The organism is Chthonomonas calidirosea T49, assembly GCF_000427095.1.
Lineage (GTDB): Bacteria > Armatimonadota > Chthonomonadetes > Chthonomonadales > Chthonomonadaceae > Chthonomonas > Chthonomonas calidirosea.
In genome coordinates this window covers 16,623-33,474 of sequence record NC_021487.1, presented here as the reverse complement: position 1 = coordinate 33,474, position 16,852 = coordinate 16,623, and the positions used below count along the sequence as shown (strand labels likewise).

Genomic DNA, 16,852 nt, shown 5'->3' with positions numbered 1-16,852 from the left:
GTTCAAAGATACTACAAGGGCCGGTTACTCTCAAAAAATATTATAATCGGCCTCTACATTTACTGTCAAGAAAGACTACGCCGAATCGTCGCCACCGCCGAACAGGCGATGCCCTCTTCACGACCGATGAAGCCCATTCGCTCGTTTGTGGTCGCCTTCACACTAATGCGTTCCGAGGCGACCTTTAAGCAATCCGCAATCGTCTGTTGAATGCGCTCGCGATAAGGTTTAAGCTTCGGTGCCTCCGCAATAACAGTGGCATCCACGTTTTCGATCTGCCATCCGACCTCCTCCAGTCGCTCCCGCACGGCTTTCAGCAGCTTCAGACTCGAGATATTCCGATAGGCCGGATCGGTATTGGGGAAAAGAATGCCGATATCTCCCAACGAGGCCGCGCCGAGCAGCGCATCACAAATAGCGTGCAGTAACACATCGGCGTCCGAATGCCCATCAAGTCCACGCGAGTAGGGTATCTCCACCCCGCCAAGCACAAGCTTTCGGCCCGATAGAGGCTCTGCGAACGCGTGCACATCGTATCCAAAACCGGTTCGGTAACACCAATCCGCCTCTTTCTTGTGCGGTTCGGGCATTGTCTCCTTCTCCGATTGAGGATGTAGCAGCGTATAGAACTGCTCGGCCCGCGGCAGGTCCTCTGGACGCGTGATCTTGATATTGAAAAAATCACCCTCTACAACGGCTACCGGCTCGCCTAAAGCCTCAATGAGTGAGGCCTCATCGGTAGGCTCCCCATCTTGAGAAGCCCAACGGGCATAGGCGCGCCGCAAAAGCTCTACACGTGCGGCCTGCGGTGTCTGCACAGCTGTTAATCCACCAATCGTACCCTCCGCCGTCTGCACCGTTCGTGGCACCGTTGCCCGCACAAATCCCTCTTCATCTACCCTTTTTACGGTGTCGGCAAGAGGAAGCCCAGGCACCGCAGCCCCGAAACGAACGGTAGCCTCCAAAACCCTTTCGATGAGGGCAAAAGAGAGCAAAGGACGAGCGGCATCGTGCACCAGCACATACTCACAGGTTTCGGGGAGCGCCTCAAGCCCGTGATATACCGACTCGGCTCGAGTCGCTCCCCCGGCCACCACACGGAGAACTTTCCTATAGTCTTTAACAACTTCTTCAACCGCCTCTCGCTCTGCAGCACCCGCGACAACAACGATGGCACCTATCCTTGGATGCGCCTCGAAGACGGCTAGTACATGCTGTAGCAAGGAACGCCCTGCAAGCTCCGCCCAAATCTTGTTGCTACCGCTCAAAAACCTTCTTGCTTGTCCGGCGGCCGGTATTATCACCCCGACGTGCTGTGTATCCGGTAGAATGGGACGATTGGGTTGATGGTGTGGATTCTCCGGAATCTCCATTCTCATTGTCCTCTGATGTCTGTATGCGTGCGAAGATCATTTTACCGGCAGCCGTCTGCCAAATGCTTGTTACAATGACATCTACTGTGGAACCGATGCTGTTACGCCCATCTTCCACCACGATCATCGTGCCATCATCAAGGTAGGCCACGCCCTGATCCGGCTCCTTCCCCTCTTTCACAATGCACACCCGCATCTTCTCACCCGGCAACACAACCGGCTTGATGGCGTTGGCTAGCTCGTTGACGTTCAGAACAGGCACTCCCTGCAAAGCAGCAACCTTGTTGAGGTTGAAATCGTTGGTGACGATGGTCGCATCGAGAGCCTTGGCCAACTTCACAAGGCGCGTATCCACAGGTTCATGTTGAGAGGCGCGGTCGAGCAGCTTGTCCCACGAACGCACGACAAGCGGCAAATCCTTCTGCATACTGTTAAGAATGTCAAGCCCCCGGCGTCCGCGGGCACGCTTCAAATCATCGCTTGAATCGGCGATATGCTGCAGCTCTTCCAGCACAAATCCAGGCACGTAGAGCGTGCCCTCCAAAAACCCCGTTCGACAGATGTCGGCAATCCGCCCGTCTATAATCACATTCGTATCCAAAATCTTCACGTTAGGCCCAGGGCCTGCATCGGTCTCTATCTCCGGAGCGGGGCGTAAAAAGGCAAACTCATCCTTCATTCCAAGCGCTCCTCGAATGCCCAGATAGAACGAGGCCACCGTCACCGGAATGAGCAGAAAAATTCCGATGCCATAGGGCACACGCAACAGAAAGGGCGCAAAAACCAAAGAGATAAACAACCCCACAATAGAGCCCAAACCGATGGCCACCTTATCTCGAGCAGGCATCCGCTCAAGCGCGTCTCCCGCGTTTTCCAACGCTCTAGCCGCTTTAGGGCCCAGGATAACCCCAAAACACACCCCAAGAGCTCCTAAACATACCATCAACACTTGAGGATAGATGGGGAAGCTATCGGATACATCTTTAATAAGCTGCAACAGAGACGAAAGCCTCGACCCTGCCGTGGCATGCGCTACCGCACTATGAATGAGTAGTCCCACCCAAAAGCCGGTAACACCAAACACTGCAGCAAAGAGTATCGTTAAAAACTTACGTATAGACATCCTCTTATCCTATCCATCTCCTTCATTTGCCAACCTAGTTTCTAAAACTCTAAGTCTCATAAGAGCGCGCGAGTGAGCGACATAGCTCCTTAGAGAAACAAGCATTGGATGCGAAAAGTTCGCTATCCCAGATTCTCCCTAAATTCAGAAGTCTTCCTTCTCAAAAAGGCAGTTACGGCGACAAACATCGGAGATGGTTAAATTATCTTAAGTTCCTTTCTCACAAGAGTTGGGAAGCATTCTTTAAAATCATACGAGAACGCTCCTCCAGAATACGCCCAGAAGACATTATACCCGCCTTAGATGCCGCTTATCGGGTAAAACGTAGGGGTATGATCGCAGAAGAGATAGGCTCCAAGACGGAGCCAACCCGAACGGTGCCTCCCCGAACGCCATGGGGGCTACGACTGGCACTTCTGTCTGGCCTCCTACTCTGGCTGGCCAACCCTCCTGCGGGACTATGGCCACTCGCTTGGGTCGCCCTGGCACCTCTTGTTGTGAGCGTTTTAAGAGCCCGCCATTTCGCTCAGGCCGCATGGCGAGGCTATCTTTTCGGCTGGGCTTTCCTCGGCCCTCTCTGGTATTGGATAGGGCTTACGATCAGCGCGTGGACTGGCTCCGCCATCGGCTGGATCGCCTGGTTCGGTCTGACCTTCATTTTAGCGGGTTTCTTCGCGCTGTGGGCAGGTGTCGCTTGGTGGCTCGACCGCAATGTGCCCGAACAGTGGGCCGTCACCGCACTGGCGGCGGCCTGGGTGGTCATGGAGTGGGCCCGTACACTTGGCCCCCTTAGCATGCCTTGGGCACAGTTGAGCTATACCCAATATCGGTTCCTACCCATTCTGCAAATCGCGGATTTCACCGGAGCTTACGGGGTAAGTTTTCTTATGATGCTCGTAAACGGGGCGCTCGCCTATTTTTGGATGGGGCGTGATCAGCCCCTCCGACCACGACGGCTCTGGGCCGCTTGTACCCTTAGCGTTATGGTCTGCCTCTATGGCCTTGCACGCCTACAACAACACGATGTTGGGCCTTCGCTCCAAGTAGCCGATCTGCAGACAAACGTCTCCTCCTACCAAACTCCATCGCCTGCCACACAACTTCAAATCATGAACCATCTTGCAATGAAAGCTAAGGCCCATGCACCCGCCCCGCAGCTGTATGTGTTTCCAGAATCCGCCTCTCCCTACGACCCGATTCAGAATCCGTCAGGCTATCTTTTCTTCCAGCAACTCGCCAAGACCACAAACGCCGCTATTCTCACTGGAGCCGAAATCTACGCAAAGGGAGCCGATCATAATGCGGCTGTTCTGTTTGCACCCGAACTTGCACATCCCCAGGTGTATTTTAAGCAGCAGCTTGTCCCATTTGGAGAGTTCATTCCGTTCCGCAGCCTTCTCTCTCCCCTTTTTGGGCGTCTTTTTAACTTCCCGACAACCGATCTTACGCCAGGCCGCCATGGACGGCCGCTGCAAACAACTCTCTCTAACGGGGTTTCGTTGACCATCGGCCCATTTATCTGCTACGAGTCTATGTATCCCGCCCGTGTTCGCTCCTTCACGCGGCGAGGAGCCTCCCTTCTAGTCACCATCAGCAACGATTCTTGGTTTCTTAGCCGTGCCGCCATGCAACAACATCTGGCGGCCGTAGTGTTAAGAGCCATCGAAAACCGCCGCCAAGTGGTGCGCTCCACCACCACCGGTATAACCTGCATGATAGACGCTGAAGGTCATCTGCTGGCGAGGCTGCCCATCAATCAAGAAGGTTTCTTGGTCCATCCCATGTGTCTCTTGCACGGGCAGACTCCCTACGTCCGTTTCGGAGACTGGTTTGTAGGGCTCTGCGCCCTTCTATTGGGAGGTCTCTTCATAGTGCAAACGTGGAAGCGCAAGGCAGACCAACCATGACGCCTATTCACCCTGCAGTCTATCTAGAAAAAGTACACATTCCTTCCTCTGTGGGGACGTTGGATGGCTTGTTTTACCAAACAGCCCAACCCTCGCAAAAACCCTTTTCGCTGCTTCTCATGCACGGCCTTACGTCGGGCAAATATAGCCTGGATGGGCTGGCAAACTACCTATCGGCTCACGGCTACCCTTGTCTTACCTTTGACTTTGTAGGGCATAAGTTGGGTGGCACCGGTGGGGAACTGTATCATCCGGAACAGATTGTTGAGAACGCCTGTGAGGCGTTGCTGTGGCTGCATGCAACTCGTGCAAAACGTGTCGTAACCGTCGGCCACTCCATGGGTGGATATGGAGCGATCATGGCCGCCGCCAAGCATCCGGATAGGGTTGCTGGTGTAGCCACTCTCTGTACGGGCACGCATCCCATACGAGGCTTTCTTACGCCCGTAGGGCAAGCCATGCTGCGCCAACGCGCCGATTACATTAACGGGGTTTCCATTATACAATTCCTTGAACAGTTTGATAGCCTAACCCTTCCTCAGCTACCCTTCCTGCCGATACTCTGCATCGCCGGCACTCAAGATATCGTGGTTTCGGTGGATCAGGTGAAGGAGCTGGCTGCCCTCCTAGGTCCTACCCATCAGATCGCAACTCTAGAAACCTCTCACCTCGAAGCCCCCGACCGTTCGCGTGCCACCCTGCTCTCATGGCTTAGAGCCATCGAAAGCGCTTGAAAACTCCCCGTTGCCCAGCCTTGTTTTCAGTTCGTCGGCAACACATCCTACTTGGCAGGCAGAAACCCTTTGTTATGTGAACGAAAAAGCAAAAATACGGTAGACTATGCCGTACAGACCAACAAAGCAGAAAAGGGGAGTTGGCAAATGGCCAAGATCACTTGCAGACGCTGTGGGCGCAACGTAGAAGCCCTTAGTGAACCTCCCATGGGCGGCTCGCTTGGGCAGACCATTCAAAACCAGATATGCCCCGATTGCTGGCAAGAGTGGTTAGCCCAACAGGTGCTCTACATCAACCACTACGGGCTTCAACTTGCCGACCCAGAAGACCGCAAGCAGCTCATTCAGGTGATGAAAGAGTTTCTTGGACTATCAACCGCCTGATGAACTCTTGATCATAAGGCAACACGTGCAAAATGGCCTTCTTGCCGATGCCGATTTTGCCAGAAGTTCTACGTAACCGCTTTCGAGGCGTTCTTCTGGGGTTGGCCTTGGGCGACGCTTTCGGTGCCCCTCTCGATTCCCTGCCTCCTTCCGATCCGGAGCGAGCGGTTACCGATTTGGTGGGTGGCGGCTGGCTACGGCTAGCCCCCGGAGATTGGACAGACGAGATCGAGCTTGCCCTAGAAACGGCCAATAGCCTCTTGAAGAAACAGGTTTTTGACCCCGACGACATTGCCGGGCGCTTTGTAGATTGGTACCGGAGAAATCCACGTACCATCGGAGAGCACACCCGTAAGGTGCTGGAACGAACCGCTCAGGGTACCCCATGGGAAGAGGCAAGTTTCGCGGTATATCAAGAGAATCCAGAGTGGGCTTCAAGCGGCTCCCTGCGACGTTGCGCCCCATTAGCGCTCTTTTTTTACCATAGCCCTCAGTATCTTCCCGTTCTCTCCTCCATCCTCTCCCGCATTACCCATGCACACCCGAATAGCGAGGCAGCCTGTGTTGCGCTGAACCTAATGCTCGCCTATCTGGTAGCTGGGCTTGACAAAGAGACAGCCTATCACGAAGTTCATAGGGCAGCCTTAGAGCTTCCCGCTGATATTGCCCTTGCTATAGAACGGGCCGGAGATCCCTCCCTAGATACTTTCCCTGCTGGCAGTGCTCCCGAAACGCTGGAAGTGGCTCTGCGCTCCCTAATGCAGACCACCCGCTTTGAAAACGCGCTGATCGTAGCCGTAAACCATGGCGGCGATGCCGCCGTCGTCGGCTCCATTACGGGTGCCCTTGCCGGAGCCCTCCACGGTTGCACGGCCATCCCAACCCAGTGGCTTGAACTCCTTCGAGATCGCGACCGACTGCAATCTCTCGCCGATCGCCTTTTCCTTTTAACTCAAACCACCCAGCAGCAGGTATAATGTTACATAGTCAATACAAGCGCGTACTCGGTCGCCTTAACGCCTCCAAAGGAGAACGATGAAATGGCCGGTCGAAGCCGAATGAACTACATATCTCCCCAGAAGCAGCGCTCTCCCACGATGCGCCTCTTCTTGAACACGCTGCTTTTCATCCTACTTGGCACCTCCTGTTTTCTGCTTGGTTTCTTTGTATTGTCTCGTTATATCCCCACAGGGAAAGGACCGGACACTCCCAACAGTGCTCCGGTTTCGCAAAATCCCTTACCTACCCCCCCACAAACGAGTCAGCCGACTTCTAATTTGCCCACCTCCTCAACGTCCCCACCTGTCCAACAAGCCACTTCCCTGCCAGGAGCAACCACTCCCACCCCGCCGGCTCAACCTACCAACAATGGGAGCGGGCAGGGGGCAGGAGGGCCTATTGTTATTCCGTCCACAAACGCTTCGGCTCCGAACTCCGTCCCGCAAAACAGTAGTGCCTTACCTCAAAATTCCTTCAATAGCTCGTCACCCCAGCCGAAGTCCCCTGATAACTCAAGCGTGCAACCGCCAACGCCCCTAAGTCCTGAGAACCAAAATCCAACTTCAACCGACAATACCTCCCAAAATGGAGTTCAACAACCGTCCACCGGCGAGAACGACTTCGGCTCTAACAGCTCGCCCCGATAGTTCTGCCCCATTAGCTATCACCAAACGGTAAAAAGGGGCGGCGAAAGTGGAGGTCTTTCGTCGCCCCTTTCCTATGCGCACACAACACTCACGAACCAAGTACAACAGATAATACACGGGAGAAGATCTTCTCCCGATTTTTGGGGGTGATAGTTTTAGCGAGAGGTAGCTAGCTCCTCGCCTTCACGGACATAGCCCAACTCTGCCAGAATATCATCGGGGTCTGTTTCAAGCAGCTCGGCAATAGCTCGAATGAATTCGAGCGAAGGCCCTTCTGGCATGGCGCTCTCTGCGCTCTTCCACTCGTTCTGGTTCGTTTCCATGGGTGGTTACCTCTTGCGCGCTAGTCGTGGTAGGCACATCGCTGTCCTACCCGAAATGACACACAATATATAGTATATCACAGCTGCCTATGGCACGTCAACAGCTGCGTAAATGTTGTGCCATATTTTGGGGCATCTTCCCAACAAGGGGAGGTCGGTTTCCCGATCGGCAGCGATGTACTTACGTCTCTTTATACGGATTCCAGCCCCTACAGAGGTTTCTCCATACGGCTATAACATCGAACCGATAAACTCCCTCCTCAAAACTCCAGTCTAGCGCCCTTCATCCCGATAATAAGAAAAGAGAGACCGTTCTTAGCAGCCACGCGCCGTTACAGCGGCCTCGTTCGTTCTTTCTGTAAAGGGAGACTACGTATGTCCTCACAAGAGGTGCTCGAAGCTGGACGCACCATGCTCGTCGTAACTCTGCAGCTCTCTCTACCTCTGCTTCTCTTCGGCCTTGTCGCGGGAGTGCTTGTCTCTATCTTCCAAGCGGTGACACAGATTCAGGAATACACTCTGACGTTCGTTCCAAAACTCTTCGCGGTCGTCGTCGCCTTGGCCCTTTTCGGCCCTTGGATGCTCGCATCCCTCGTGCATTTTATGCACTACGCCTTTGACCATATGCCCCGATAGATTCTGGGAAACCGCATGGACGTTCCGATCACCGCCGTACATACCTTCTATGTTTTGCTGCTGCTGCTTGGAAGAACGGCCGGAGTGCTGATTGCAGCACCGATACCAGGCAATCGGCCGCTGCCTCCGTTGGCCACCTTGGGGTTTTCGCTCTGCCTCTCTTTAGCCCTGCTTCCCCAAATCGCACATCGCGTAGGCCCTATTCCCCCCTCGTTAGTCCTATTAGCCTACTTCGTCGCGCAAAATCTGGTTTTTGGCATTATGCTAGGCTATATCGCGCGCTTTCTCTTCACAGCAATGGAAATAGCCGGTTCGCTTTCTGACTCTCAGATGGGACTTGGCTTCATCAACCTTATTGATCCCTTCTCCGAACTGCAGTCCTCGTTGCTAAGCGCTTTCTATAATCAACTATCGCTTGTGCTTTACCTTCTTCTGAACGGCCATCTCCTGCTGATCGCAGCCCTCGCCACCAGCTTTCGGCTCCTTCCTCCGGATGCGCCCCTATTGCACTCTGCCTTGGGCCTCGCCATCCTGCCTGCCATTAAGACGGTGTTCCTCATTGGCCTTCGTCTCGCTCTGCCGGTTATCGGGGTGCTCTTCTTAGCCGATGCCGCCCTTGGCTTTATGGCACGAATGGCGCCTCAGGTGAACGTTTTCTTTGTTGGCTTACCCGCAAAACTGCTGATCGGCATCATGACCGTGGCAATTATTCTGCCGGCGCTCGCCTTCGGAACCGGCCAGCTCATGCTCGGCATAGACCGCTCCCTCAATCTACTGCTCACAAAGGCACACTAACGGCTAAAGAATGGCAGGAGATAATCGCACAGAGGCCGCAACCCCAAAGCGCCGATCGGAAGCACGAAAGCGTGGTCAAGTACCGCGTTCACCCGATCTCTCATCCCTGTTTGTGCTCTTTGGTCTTGTCTTGGCCATGCCTGCCCTATTCAGCAACGCCGCTCAGCAGACGGCGATCTATTTTCGATACTCCTATACCCATCTGCTCGATACCCCACCCACCGTCTCTACCCTGCTGAGCCTCGCAACCGCCTTGGCCTTTACCGTCGTTAAGGCCGTCGGTCCTCTGGTCGCCCTCTCGGCAGCGCTAGGGGTTGCCATTAATTTGGCACAGACTGGGCCGCTTTTCGCCTTCCAGCGCCTGCAGCCCGATCTCAATCGCCTTAACCCACTCAACGGCATCACCCGCTATCTCTCCCTCAACGCGCTCGTCGAGCTCTTAAAAGCCCTCTGCAAACTTCTCCTGGTGGGATGGCTCTGCTATAACACCATCCATAACGCCTACCCCCTCTTCCTTATTCTACCAAGGGTGGACCTCCTTACTGGGGTACAGCAGGTGCTGGAAACCGCGCGTCAGATGGCCGTGCGGGCCGCTCTCACCATGTTGGCCCTTGCGGTGTTAGACTATGCCTACCAACGATACGCTTATGAACGGTCGCTGCGGATGACCAAGGATGAGGTCAAGCAAGAACATAAGCAGCTCGAAGGGAGCCCGCTCGTCCGTAGTCGTATTCGCGCACGACAACGCCAGATGGCTCGGAAACGTATGATGAATGCGGTTCCTACGGCAGACGTTGTGGTGACAAACCCTACCCACTATGCCGTCGCACTGAAATACGAGCCAGAACGAATGAATGCGCCGGTCGTCGTGGCAAAAGGACAAGACCTTCTCGCCCTTAAAATCCGTCAGCTCGCCCAGGAACACGATGTCCCCATCGTTGAGAACCCGCCGCTTGCCCGTACCCTTTATCGCCAAGTGCCCCTCGAAGCCGAGATCCCACCCGATCTCTACGCGGCCGTCGCCGAGGTCATGGCTTTCGTCTATCGCATCAACGAAGAACGCCGCCAAAGAAGAGTTGCCCAACCCAGATAGCCGACAGCGGAACGTACGGAGCCGATGTTTCGTCTCCAAACTAAAAGAGATACGCCTCTATTTTGAAGAATCGAAACTTACTCCAAAACAGCTGGCGCAACAACAGCAGTATCGGGAGATTTTGCAGAGGCTCGAAAAACATGCCGCCCACCAACTCCCCGCTTGCACGGCAGAGCGCACCGCATTCACGGTCATCCCCGAATCGAAAGTGGAGGCATAACTGACCGCCGATCACTTCACCCCACGCGATCTTTTCACCGATAACGGCCTCCTACATGGCGGCACCTTCCCGGTACCGCGTGTCTACACCGCCCAACAGCTTTGTAGCCAGCTTCATGCCGACCTCATCCTACTCAGCGTTCTTGACGAGCCACGTAAGGTGAACGGCCACTATATTTACGATCTCCTTACCACATGAAAACTTAGCATCAGGAAAGGAGGATAACGCGATGGAGTACATCATCACGATGGAGCGGCTGGTAGAGGACAACCCCGAATTGCGAGCAGACCTATGCACCCTGCGCCGGCGCTACGGCTTCCCTATCACCGATTCCGCAGACCCAGAGGAAAGAGAAAAGGCGCTCAATAGATGGGTAGGCTCCGCTATACATGACCTCCAAGCGTTTCAGACCTAGGAAGCGGATGAAGCGTTCGTACCAATGGAGGTAGGCCTTCTCGGTGCGCATGGAGTAGCCGCGCAGGCGAATCGCCTCGCGGAGGCGGTCGGTAATTTTCTTCTGTTGTGGCGTGATTTTCCCCTTTTGACAGCATTTTCTCCCTGGAATATGATATAGTTGACAAGTCTTGAGTCAACGGCGTGGCTCCCAGCATAGCATAAAAAGAGAGTCACGCAAGATAAGATAGGGACTCAAGATAATTACAAGTTAGGCAGCCTATGAAGAGGCATGACGTACAGAGGTCGTGCTGAGCGTCCGATGGTTACTAAAGAACAGTTCGACCTCATCAGGAGTAAGCACGGGCAATAATGGTTGCCGCTTCACGGGGTATATCTTTGTTTCAGCATCCGGCTTTTCAATTTTTGCTAATCCTGCCTGCGGCAGGGCCAACTCTGGCCGCAGTCATCGTCCAACGAGTTTTGAACGGCAAAACAGGAGCGGCTTCTTGGTTCCGTTCGCTATGGCGCTGGAAAGTCGGTTGGCTATGACTTGGGGTAGCAATTATCTTGCCTGCCATCCTGCATCTGATAGCCAATTTTGGAGCACGGACGTTCGGATGGCCCCTCTCCTTGGAGAGCGCGGGGGAGAAAACAGTAGGGCTGGTTCTTTCTGCCTTTGTGTTCGCATTGCTCTCCAATCCGTGGGAAGAAGTCGGCTGGCGTGGCTTTGCCCTACCTCGTTTGCAAGCACGACATATGGCCTTTACCGCCACGCTGATTGTAGGTGGGCTGTGGGCGTTGTGGCATCTGCCTCTCTTCTTCTGGGCGGAAAACCCGATGGCGAATATCCTTTTGCTGTGTGGGTTATTGGAACAGTAGCCGTTGCCCGCATTTACATGTGGCTCTACAAATAGCACACAGGGGAGTGTGTTGGCAATAGCGATGTATCACGTGTTGGATAACACGTATGGAGTGCTCATCGGCAGTAGTTCGGTCGCAGCGAGCTGTGTGGTCAATGTGATAGTGGCAGGTATACTGATCGCTGTGTTTGGGCCGACCCATCTGTCTCGCAGAGAGCGAGTGCGTGCGGGCTCACGGCTGGACAGGGGCAGTGAACTATGGTAACCATATCACATCAGATAAAAGAAGATGGCAAGGAAACACAAATCAACCAGCGAACAACCGGTAAAAGACTTCCGCCACGCAGAGGCCCGGCGGAAGAACAATCCACCCGCCGGTATTGCGCCAACCTACGAGGTACGTGAGCAGAGAACCCAAGGATACGCTTACGACCCGCATCTTGATCCCCAACTACAGTGGTCGGGCAAGGCAGAACACACCTCGTTTGAGGTGGACCTGGTTTCCCTGCACATTCACGAGCGCATCTCCACATCGGCCATCCTGCGCGCCGTGCGTCGGCCCGAGCCCGTCCAACTCGACCTCTTCGGCGAAACGCCGCTCCCCGCCGACCAGGAGGTGCAGTTCTACCAGCACGAGGTGGGCTGGGCCAATCGCCTGATCTTGGGCGATTCGCTCCTGGTGATGAACTCCCTCCTGGTCAAGGAGGGGATGGCGGGCAAGGTGCAGATGATCTACGTGGATCCGCCCTACGGGATCAAGTACGCTTCCAACTTCCAGCCCCGCCTTGACCGGCGGGACGTGAAGGACACCGACGAGGACCTCACCCACGAGCCGGAGCAGATCAAGGCCTATCGCGACACCTGGAAACTGGGAATTCACTCCTACCTGACCTACCTGCGGGACAGACTGCTGCTAGCGCGAGAGCTCTTGAGCGAGTCCGGCTCCATCTTCGTCCAGATCAATGACGATAACCTGCACCTGGTGCGCTGCCTGCTGGATGAGGTGTTCGGGCGGGAGAACTTTGTGGCAGTGGTTAGCTTTGTGAAGACAAGTGGGTTTGAATCGACAACATTGTCGAGAGCTGGGGATTACTTGCTTTGGTATGCGAAAAAGGTTCAGGAAATAAAATATCGTCAATTTTACTGTGACAAAACACAAGAAACAAGCGGTTATAACAAAATGCTTGAAGGTAAATTGTATTCGTCGGGGGCTCTATTTAGTCCAGGGAAGACGGAGGAAGGTAGCAAAGCATTTGAATTTCAGGGTCGAAAGTTTACTCCATCTGGAGGACATTGGAAAACGAACTTTGAAGGTCTTAGGCGCTTATCGGACGCCGAGAGGATCGAGATATCCGGTAAAACCTTGAGGTACATCCGCTATTTGGATGATTTTAATCTTATCCCAATAAACAACATTTGGGACGATACCCAAACCTTTGCTGAGAAGCTCTATGCTGTTCAGACCAACACAAAAGTCGTTGAGCGCTGCATCCTGATGACCACCGACCCGGGCGACCTGGTGTTGGACCCGACGTGTGTGCGGAAGGGGACGCGGGTGTGGGTGAGCCCCACCCCGACCCTCCCCGTACACGGGGGGGGAGGGAGAAATTTCCCCCTGCGTGCGGGGGGATGCAAGGGGGGCTCTCACCCCCATCGAAACTATCCAACCCGGTGACTGGGTACTGGCACACGATGGCTTGCCTCACCGCGTAGTGCGCTCCATTCGCCGAACCTACCGCGGCATCATGGTCGGCATCCGTCACAGCCTCTCCGATGAAACGCTTTGGGTCACAGCCGATCACCGAATACTGGTGCACCGACGACCCCATAGTCTGGGCGGAAAGGCCGATTGGTCGGGCATCCCGAAGCCATTGCGTGGTCGAAGCCAGGAACTCCGAAAGAACATGACGCTGCCGGAGCGCAACCTGTGGAGTGTTTTGCGGGGCAACGGCGCAGGTTTCGCCTTCAGGCGTCAACACCCCATCGGCCCGTATATCGCCGATTTCTACTGTCGTGAGGCGGCGTTGGTGGTAGAAGTAGACGGCGCGGCTGCCCACGGCGATCCGGCCGCCATTGAACACGACCAAATCCGGGATGAATTTTTGCGTAGCGCGGGCCTGAGGGTAGTGCGTTTCTCAGCAGCGGAAGTATTGAGCAATCTCGAAGGCGTTTACACGGCTATACAGGATGCGTGCCAGGAGCAGTTCTCGCCGGAACATGCTCTGTGGTTGGAGGCGGGCGAGCTTCGCAAGGGAGACATCGTGTTCTGTGGGCCCGACCGCACGCCGGTGCGCGTCGAAGAGGTGTTGAAGACGTTCTCGGAAGAAGAGGTATACGACCTGGAAGTGGAAGGCGCGCACTCCTTTATCACCGAGGTCTGCGCGGTGCACAACTGCGGCTCGGGCACCACTGCCTACTGCGCCGAGAAGTGGGGCCGGCGGTGGATTACCTGCGACACCTCCCGCGTGGCCCTGGCCATCGCCCGCCAGCGCCTCATGACGGCCAGGTTCGACTACTACGAGCTGCGCGATGCCGAGCGGGGGCCTAGCGGCGGCTTCATCTACGAGACCGTCCCACATATCACCCTGGAGAGCATCGCCAAGAACACCGAGATCGACGCCATCGCCGCGAAGTATCAGCCCCAGATTGACCGAGCCTTGGCAGACCTCAACGCCGCCCTCAAAGGCCGGCCCATCCAGATCCACGTGAAGGAAGGCGGCTGCGCTGGGCAGGTCGTGGACTTCTCGGCTCCGGATGGTCCCACCCATACCCTACCAGGTGGGCAGGTTGTCAAAGCCAACGAGCTGTTGGAATGGGAGGTCCCCAGGGAGATACCGCATCCCGCCTGGCCGAGGGAGGCCCAGGAAGCTTACCGGAAACTGTACGAGGCCAGAACGAAAGCCCTGTCAACCGGTAGCCAAGAGCTGCGGGAATGGCTCCAGACGGTCTACCGCCTCACGGGACACCGGTGGGAATCCCTGTCCGACGTGCCCGATCCCATGCCTCCCGAGGACTGGCCCGAGGCGGCCCAGGAGGCGCTGCGCCGCTTCTGGGAACTGAAGCGGCGCAAACGAAAGGAAATTGATGAAAGCATTCAGTGCAACGCTCCGCAGGAGACGCTCTACGACCGGCCGAAGGTCGTACGGGGCGTGGTGCGCGTCTCCGGCCCTTTTACCGTGGAGGCGATCCCGGTACCGGCAGTAGAAGACCCCGCGCAGGCACCCGTTCCACAGTTCGAGGAGCAAGAAGCCCAGGCCAGCGTGAGTGACCGGGGCGGGGACTACCTCACGGACATGCTGAATCTGCTAAAGCAGCAGGGCGGGGTGCTCTTCCCCGGCGGCAAGAAGATGGAGCTGGAGAACCTTCGCCCGCTTAACCTGGGCTATCTCCACGCAGAGGCCGAGGCCAGGCAGAACGGCAAGACCCTGCGCGTGGCGGTCTCCTTCGGGCCCCAGCACGGGCCGGTGATCGCCCATCAGGTTCAGGAGGCCATCCCGACGGCGCGGCTGAACGGCTATCATATCCTCATCTTTGCTGGCTTCGCCTTCGATCCCGAAGCCCAGGCGCTCATCCAGAAGGTTCCGGTGCAGGGGCTCCAGGTCCACTTTGCGAACATCGCCCCTGACGTGCTGGTGGGGGACCTCCTCAAAACCACGCGGGCGAGCCAGATCTTCACCGTCTTCGGCCAGCCGGACGTGGCTGTCATCCCGCAGAAGGATGGCACCCATGTCGTGAAGTTACGCGGCGTAGACATCTACGACCCGCTCACGGGCGAGGCGCACTCGACGCGGGGCGAAGATGTGGCCGCCTGGTTCCTGGACACCGACTACGATGGCAAAACTTTCCACATCTGCCAGGCCTTCTTCCCCGGCGATTCGGAAGCGTGGGACAAACTCCAGCGGGCCCTCAAAGCGCAGATTGACGCCGAGGCCTTCGAGAAGATGCAGGGCACCATTTCGTTCCCCTTCCAGCCCGGAGAACACAAACGGATCGCCGTGAAGGTGATTGATTTCCGGGGGAACGAGGTAGTAAGAGTTGTAAACCTACAGCAAAAGGAGGCAACTTACCATGGGTAGACAATACAAGACCCCTCCCCTTATAGAAGCAGTCTGTGAATTTAGATTAACAAGTGATACACCCTGGGATCTTACAATTCCCGGCCTATTTTACGAAAAGGTGAAAGGTACATTCCCTCTAAGAGAACAGAGCGTCAGACAAGAAGTTGTGCTTTCGGAGGGGCCTCAGGGCCTTCAACAGGAAATTCGTACGAGCGAGAGAATCGTGCTGTTTACCGAGGACAGAAAGATGCTTATTCAACTTGGCCCCCGCTTGTTGGCGGTAAACGTGTTAAGACCCTACCCCACTTGGCAAGGCTTTAAGGCCAAAATCGAAATGGCTTGGGAAAACCTAAAGGAGACCTTGCGGATCGAGGGTCTGGAACGCATCGCCTTGGGTTACATTAACCGGGTTGAACTACCTTCTCCAGAGGTGAAGCTCTTAGAGTATTTCGAATTCTATCCGTTCGTCGGCCCGCGGCTCCCACAGAATTTAGCATCTTTCATTGTGGGTGGAGAGTTTCCTTTTGTAGAAGGAAGAGATCGCTGCCGCATCCAGATCGCTCCCGTGCTCGCCTCTTCTGAGGAAATGAGCGCATTCATGTTGAATATAGACTATTTGACACAACCCAGGGCTGTTAAAGTTTCTGACGTTCTTGGTTGGGTCGAAGAAGCACACAGTCGAGTCGAGGAAGTCTTCGAAGGTTGCATAACCGATCGCTTGAGAGAACTGTTCGAGGAGGAGAAGTGAGATGGAAGCCACCGTCAGTTCTAAAACTTCAGAGAATAATCTAGAACCCTTATTATGGGGCCTGAGAGACGTAACCCCACGGCCTGAGGAGGTGTTACGGAAAAAATTCCCTACACTGCCGTGGCCGCAGAGTTGGATATCATCATCGGTAGAGTTAGAAAAAGAACCTGTTACCCCGTTTCAACGTCCTTTATCTACCTCTTCTATAACGGAGGAAATTACGACCCTATTCAGACGCCTCGAAGAACTGAAAGTCCGTGTTCCTGCACCGGATGATGTGTGGCAATATTTTGAGAAGCATCGCCGTTTAATTGAAATGACAAGGATTTTATCCGAGCTCGCTTCTGAAAGTCTCCAGGATGCTATCTTGTCCTTGGAAATCAGCCGAGATCCAGAGGAAGATGAAGAGCATGTTATTCTCTATGCGCGATTTCATAATTATGACGAAACTACGATGAAAAGGGTAAGGGACGTTCGAAAAGAGTTTCTGTCGAGTTTAGGAGAGGAGGAAGAATGGCCCTTGCTGACGACGGACTTTCGAAGCCCGTAGGAGGAA

19 protein-coding genes are annotated in these 16,852 nt (G+C 55.1%); 16 read left to right on the top strand and 3 right to left on the bottom strand.

All coding sequences use genetic code 11. The annotated features are described in order from the left end of the window. Positions 1-65: 65 nt before the first annotated feature. Both ispD and CCALI_RS00170 read right to left on the bottom strand, forming a co-directional pair. Positions 66-1,373: a 2-C-methyl-D-erythritol 4-phosphate cytidylyltransferase gene (gene ispD / locus CCALI_RS00175; protein WP_081648213.1), complete on the bottom strand. Its 1,308-nt coding sequence runs from the start codon at positions 1,371-1,373 to the stop codon at positions 66-68. Continuing rightward, entirely contained in the window at positions 1,258-2,496 is a 1,239-nt protein-coding gene (locus CCALI_RS00170; protein WP_016481439.1) for a PIN/TRAM domain-containing protein, read from the bottom strand. Before CCALI_RS00170 ends, ispD begins: the two co-directional genes overlap by 116 nt. Positions 2,497-2,828: 332 nt before the next feature. Between CCALI_RS00170 and lnt the strand changes: the two genes are divergently transcribed. From lnt to CCALI_RS15875, 5 genes are all read left to right on the top strand, one after another. Beyond that, entirely contained in the window at positions 2,829-4,403 is a 1,575-nt protein-coding gene (gene lnt / locus CCALI_RS00165) for an apolipoprotein N-acyltransferase (protein WP_016481438.1), read from the top strand. Then, the gene (locus CCALI_RS00160) at positions 4,400-5,137 is read left to right on the top strand and encodes an alpha/beta hydrolase (protein WP_016481437.1); all 738 of its coding nucleotides are present in this window, start codon (positions 4,400-4,402) and stop codon (positions 5,135-5,137) included. The genes lnt and CCALI_RS00160 overlap by 4 nt, the downstream gene beginning before the upstream one ends. Positions 5,138-5,206: 69 nt before the next feature. Next, the gene (locus tag CCALI_RS00155; RefSeq protein WP_052572287.1) at positions 5,207-5,521 is read left to right on the top strand and encodes an oxidative damage protection protein; all 315 of its coding nucleotides are present in this window, start codon (positions 5,207-5,209) and stop codon (positions 5,519-5,521) included. Positions 5,522-5,553: 32 nt separating this feature from the next. Beyond that, the gene (locus CCALI_RS00150; protein ID WP_016481435.1) at positions 5,554-6,498 is read left to right on the top strand and encodes an ADP-ribosylglycohydrolase family protein; all 945 of its coding nucleotides are present in this window, start codon (positions 5,554-5,556) and stop codon (positions 6,496-6,498) included. A gap of 63 nt (positions 6,499-6,561) precedes the next feature. Continuing rightward, positions 6,562-7,167 (top strand): hypothetical protein, encoded by a 606-nt coding sequence (locus CCALI_RS15875; protein ID WP_016481434.1) that lies wholly within the window; start codon positions 6,562-6,564, stop codon positions 7,165-7,167. 155 nt (positions 7,168-7,322) lie between these two features. Here the strand turns inward: CCALI_RS15875 and CCALI_RS15870 are convergent, their stop codons facing one another. Further along, positions 7,323-7,490, bottom strand: coding sequence for a hypothetical protein (locus tag CCALI_RS15870; protein WP_016481433.1), 168 nt, complete (start codon positions 7,488-7,490; stop codon positions 7,323-7,325). A gap of 375 nt (positions 7,491-7,865) precedes the next feature. Here CCALI_RS15870 and fliQ point away from each other — a divergent pair, with 375 nt between their 5' ends. The 11 genes from fliQ (at position 7,866) to CCALI_RS00100 (ending at position 16,846) form a co-directional block, all read left to right on the top strand. Further along, positions 7,866-8,126, top strand: a complete 261-nt coding sequence (fliQ, locus tag CCALI_RS00145) for a flagellar biosynthesis protein FliQ (RefSeq protein WP_016481432.1) — start codon at positions 7,866-7,868, stop codon at positions 8,124-8,126. Positions 8,127-8,141: 15 nt separating this feature from the next. Beyond that, positions 8,142-8,921 (top strand): flagellar biosynthetic protein FliR, encoded by a 780-nt coding sequence (locus tag CCALI_RS00140; protein ID WP_016481431.1) that lies wholly within the window; start codon positions 8,142-8,144, stop codon positions 8,919-8,921. A gap of 10 nt (positions 8,922-8,931) precedes the next feature. Beyond that, positions 8,932-10,014: a flagellar biosynthesis protein FlhB gene (flhB, locus tag CCALI_RS00135; protein ID WP_016481430.1), complete on the top strand. Its 1,083-nt coding sequence runs from the start codon at positions 8,932-8,934 to the stop codon at positions 10,012-10,014. Continuing rightward, complete coding sequence (locus CCALI_RS15865; RefSeq protein ID WP_155850430.1) at positions 9,998-10,234, top strand: hypothetical protein; 237 nt, start codon at positions 9,998-10,000, stop codon at positions 10,232-10,234. The genes flhB and CCALI_RS15865 overlap by 17 nt, the downstream gene beginning before the upstream one ends. A gap of 229 nt (positions 10,235-10,463) precedes the next feature. After that, positions 10,464-10,649 carry a hypothetical protein gene (locus CCALI_RS16535; RefSeq protein ID WP_016481429.1) on the top strand — a complete coding sequence of 62 codons (186 nt, stop codon included), beginning with the start codon at positions 10,464-10,466 and terminating at the stop codon, positions 10,647-10,649. 548 nt (positions 10,650-11,197) lie between these two features. Continuing rightward, positions 11,198-11,509 carry a CPBP family glutamic-type intramembrane protease gene (locus tag CCALI_RS14535; protein WP_052572286.1) on the top strand — a complete coding sequence of 104 codons (312 nt, stop codon included), beginning with the start codon at positions 11,198-11,200 and terminating at the stop codon, positions 11,507-11,509. 3 nt (positions 11,510-11,512) lie between these two features. After that, positions 11,513-11,755 carry a hypothetical protein gene (locus tag CCALI_RS15860; RefSeq protein ID WP_156415919.1) on the top strand — a complete coding sequence of 81 codons (243 nt, stop codon included), beginning with the start codon at positions 11,513-11,515 and terminating at the stop codon, positions 11,753-11,755. Positions 11,756-11,779: 24 nt separating this feature from the next. Beyond that, on the top strand, positions 11,780-13,165 hold the full coding sequence (locus tag CCALI_RS00115) for a site-specific DNA-methyltransferase (protein ID WP_016481428.1): 1,386 nt from the start codon (positions 11,780-11,782) through the stop codon (positions 13,163-13,165). Between the two features lie 70 nt (positions 13,166-13,235). Next, the gene (locus tag CCALI_RS00110; protein WP_269431619.1) at positions 13,236-15,566 is read left to right on the top strand and encodes a DUF559 domain-containing protein; all 2,331 of its coding nucleotides are present in this window, start codon (positions 13,236-13,238) and stop codon (positions 15,564-15,566) included. Next, entirely contained in the window at positions 15,559-16,296 is a 738-nt protein-coding gene (locus CCALI_RS00105; RefSeq protein ID WP_016481426.1) for a TIGR04255 family protein, read from the top strand. Before CCALI_RS00110 ends, CCALI_RS00105 begins: the two co-directional genes overlap by 8 nt. Before the next feature lies 1 nt (position 16,297). Next, complete coding sequence (locus CCALI_RS00100) at positions 16,298-16,846, top strand: hypothetical protein (protein WP_016481425.1); 549 nt, start codon at positions 16,298-16,300, stop codon at positions 16,844-16,846. Positions 16,847-16,852 lie beyond the last annotated feature (6 nt).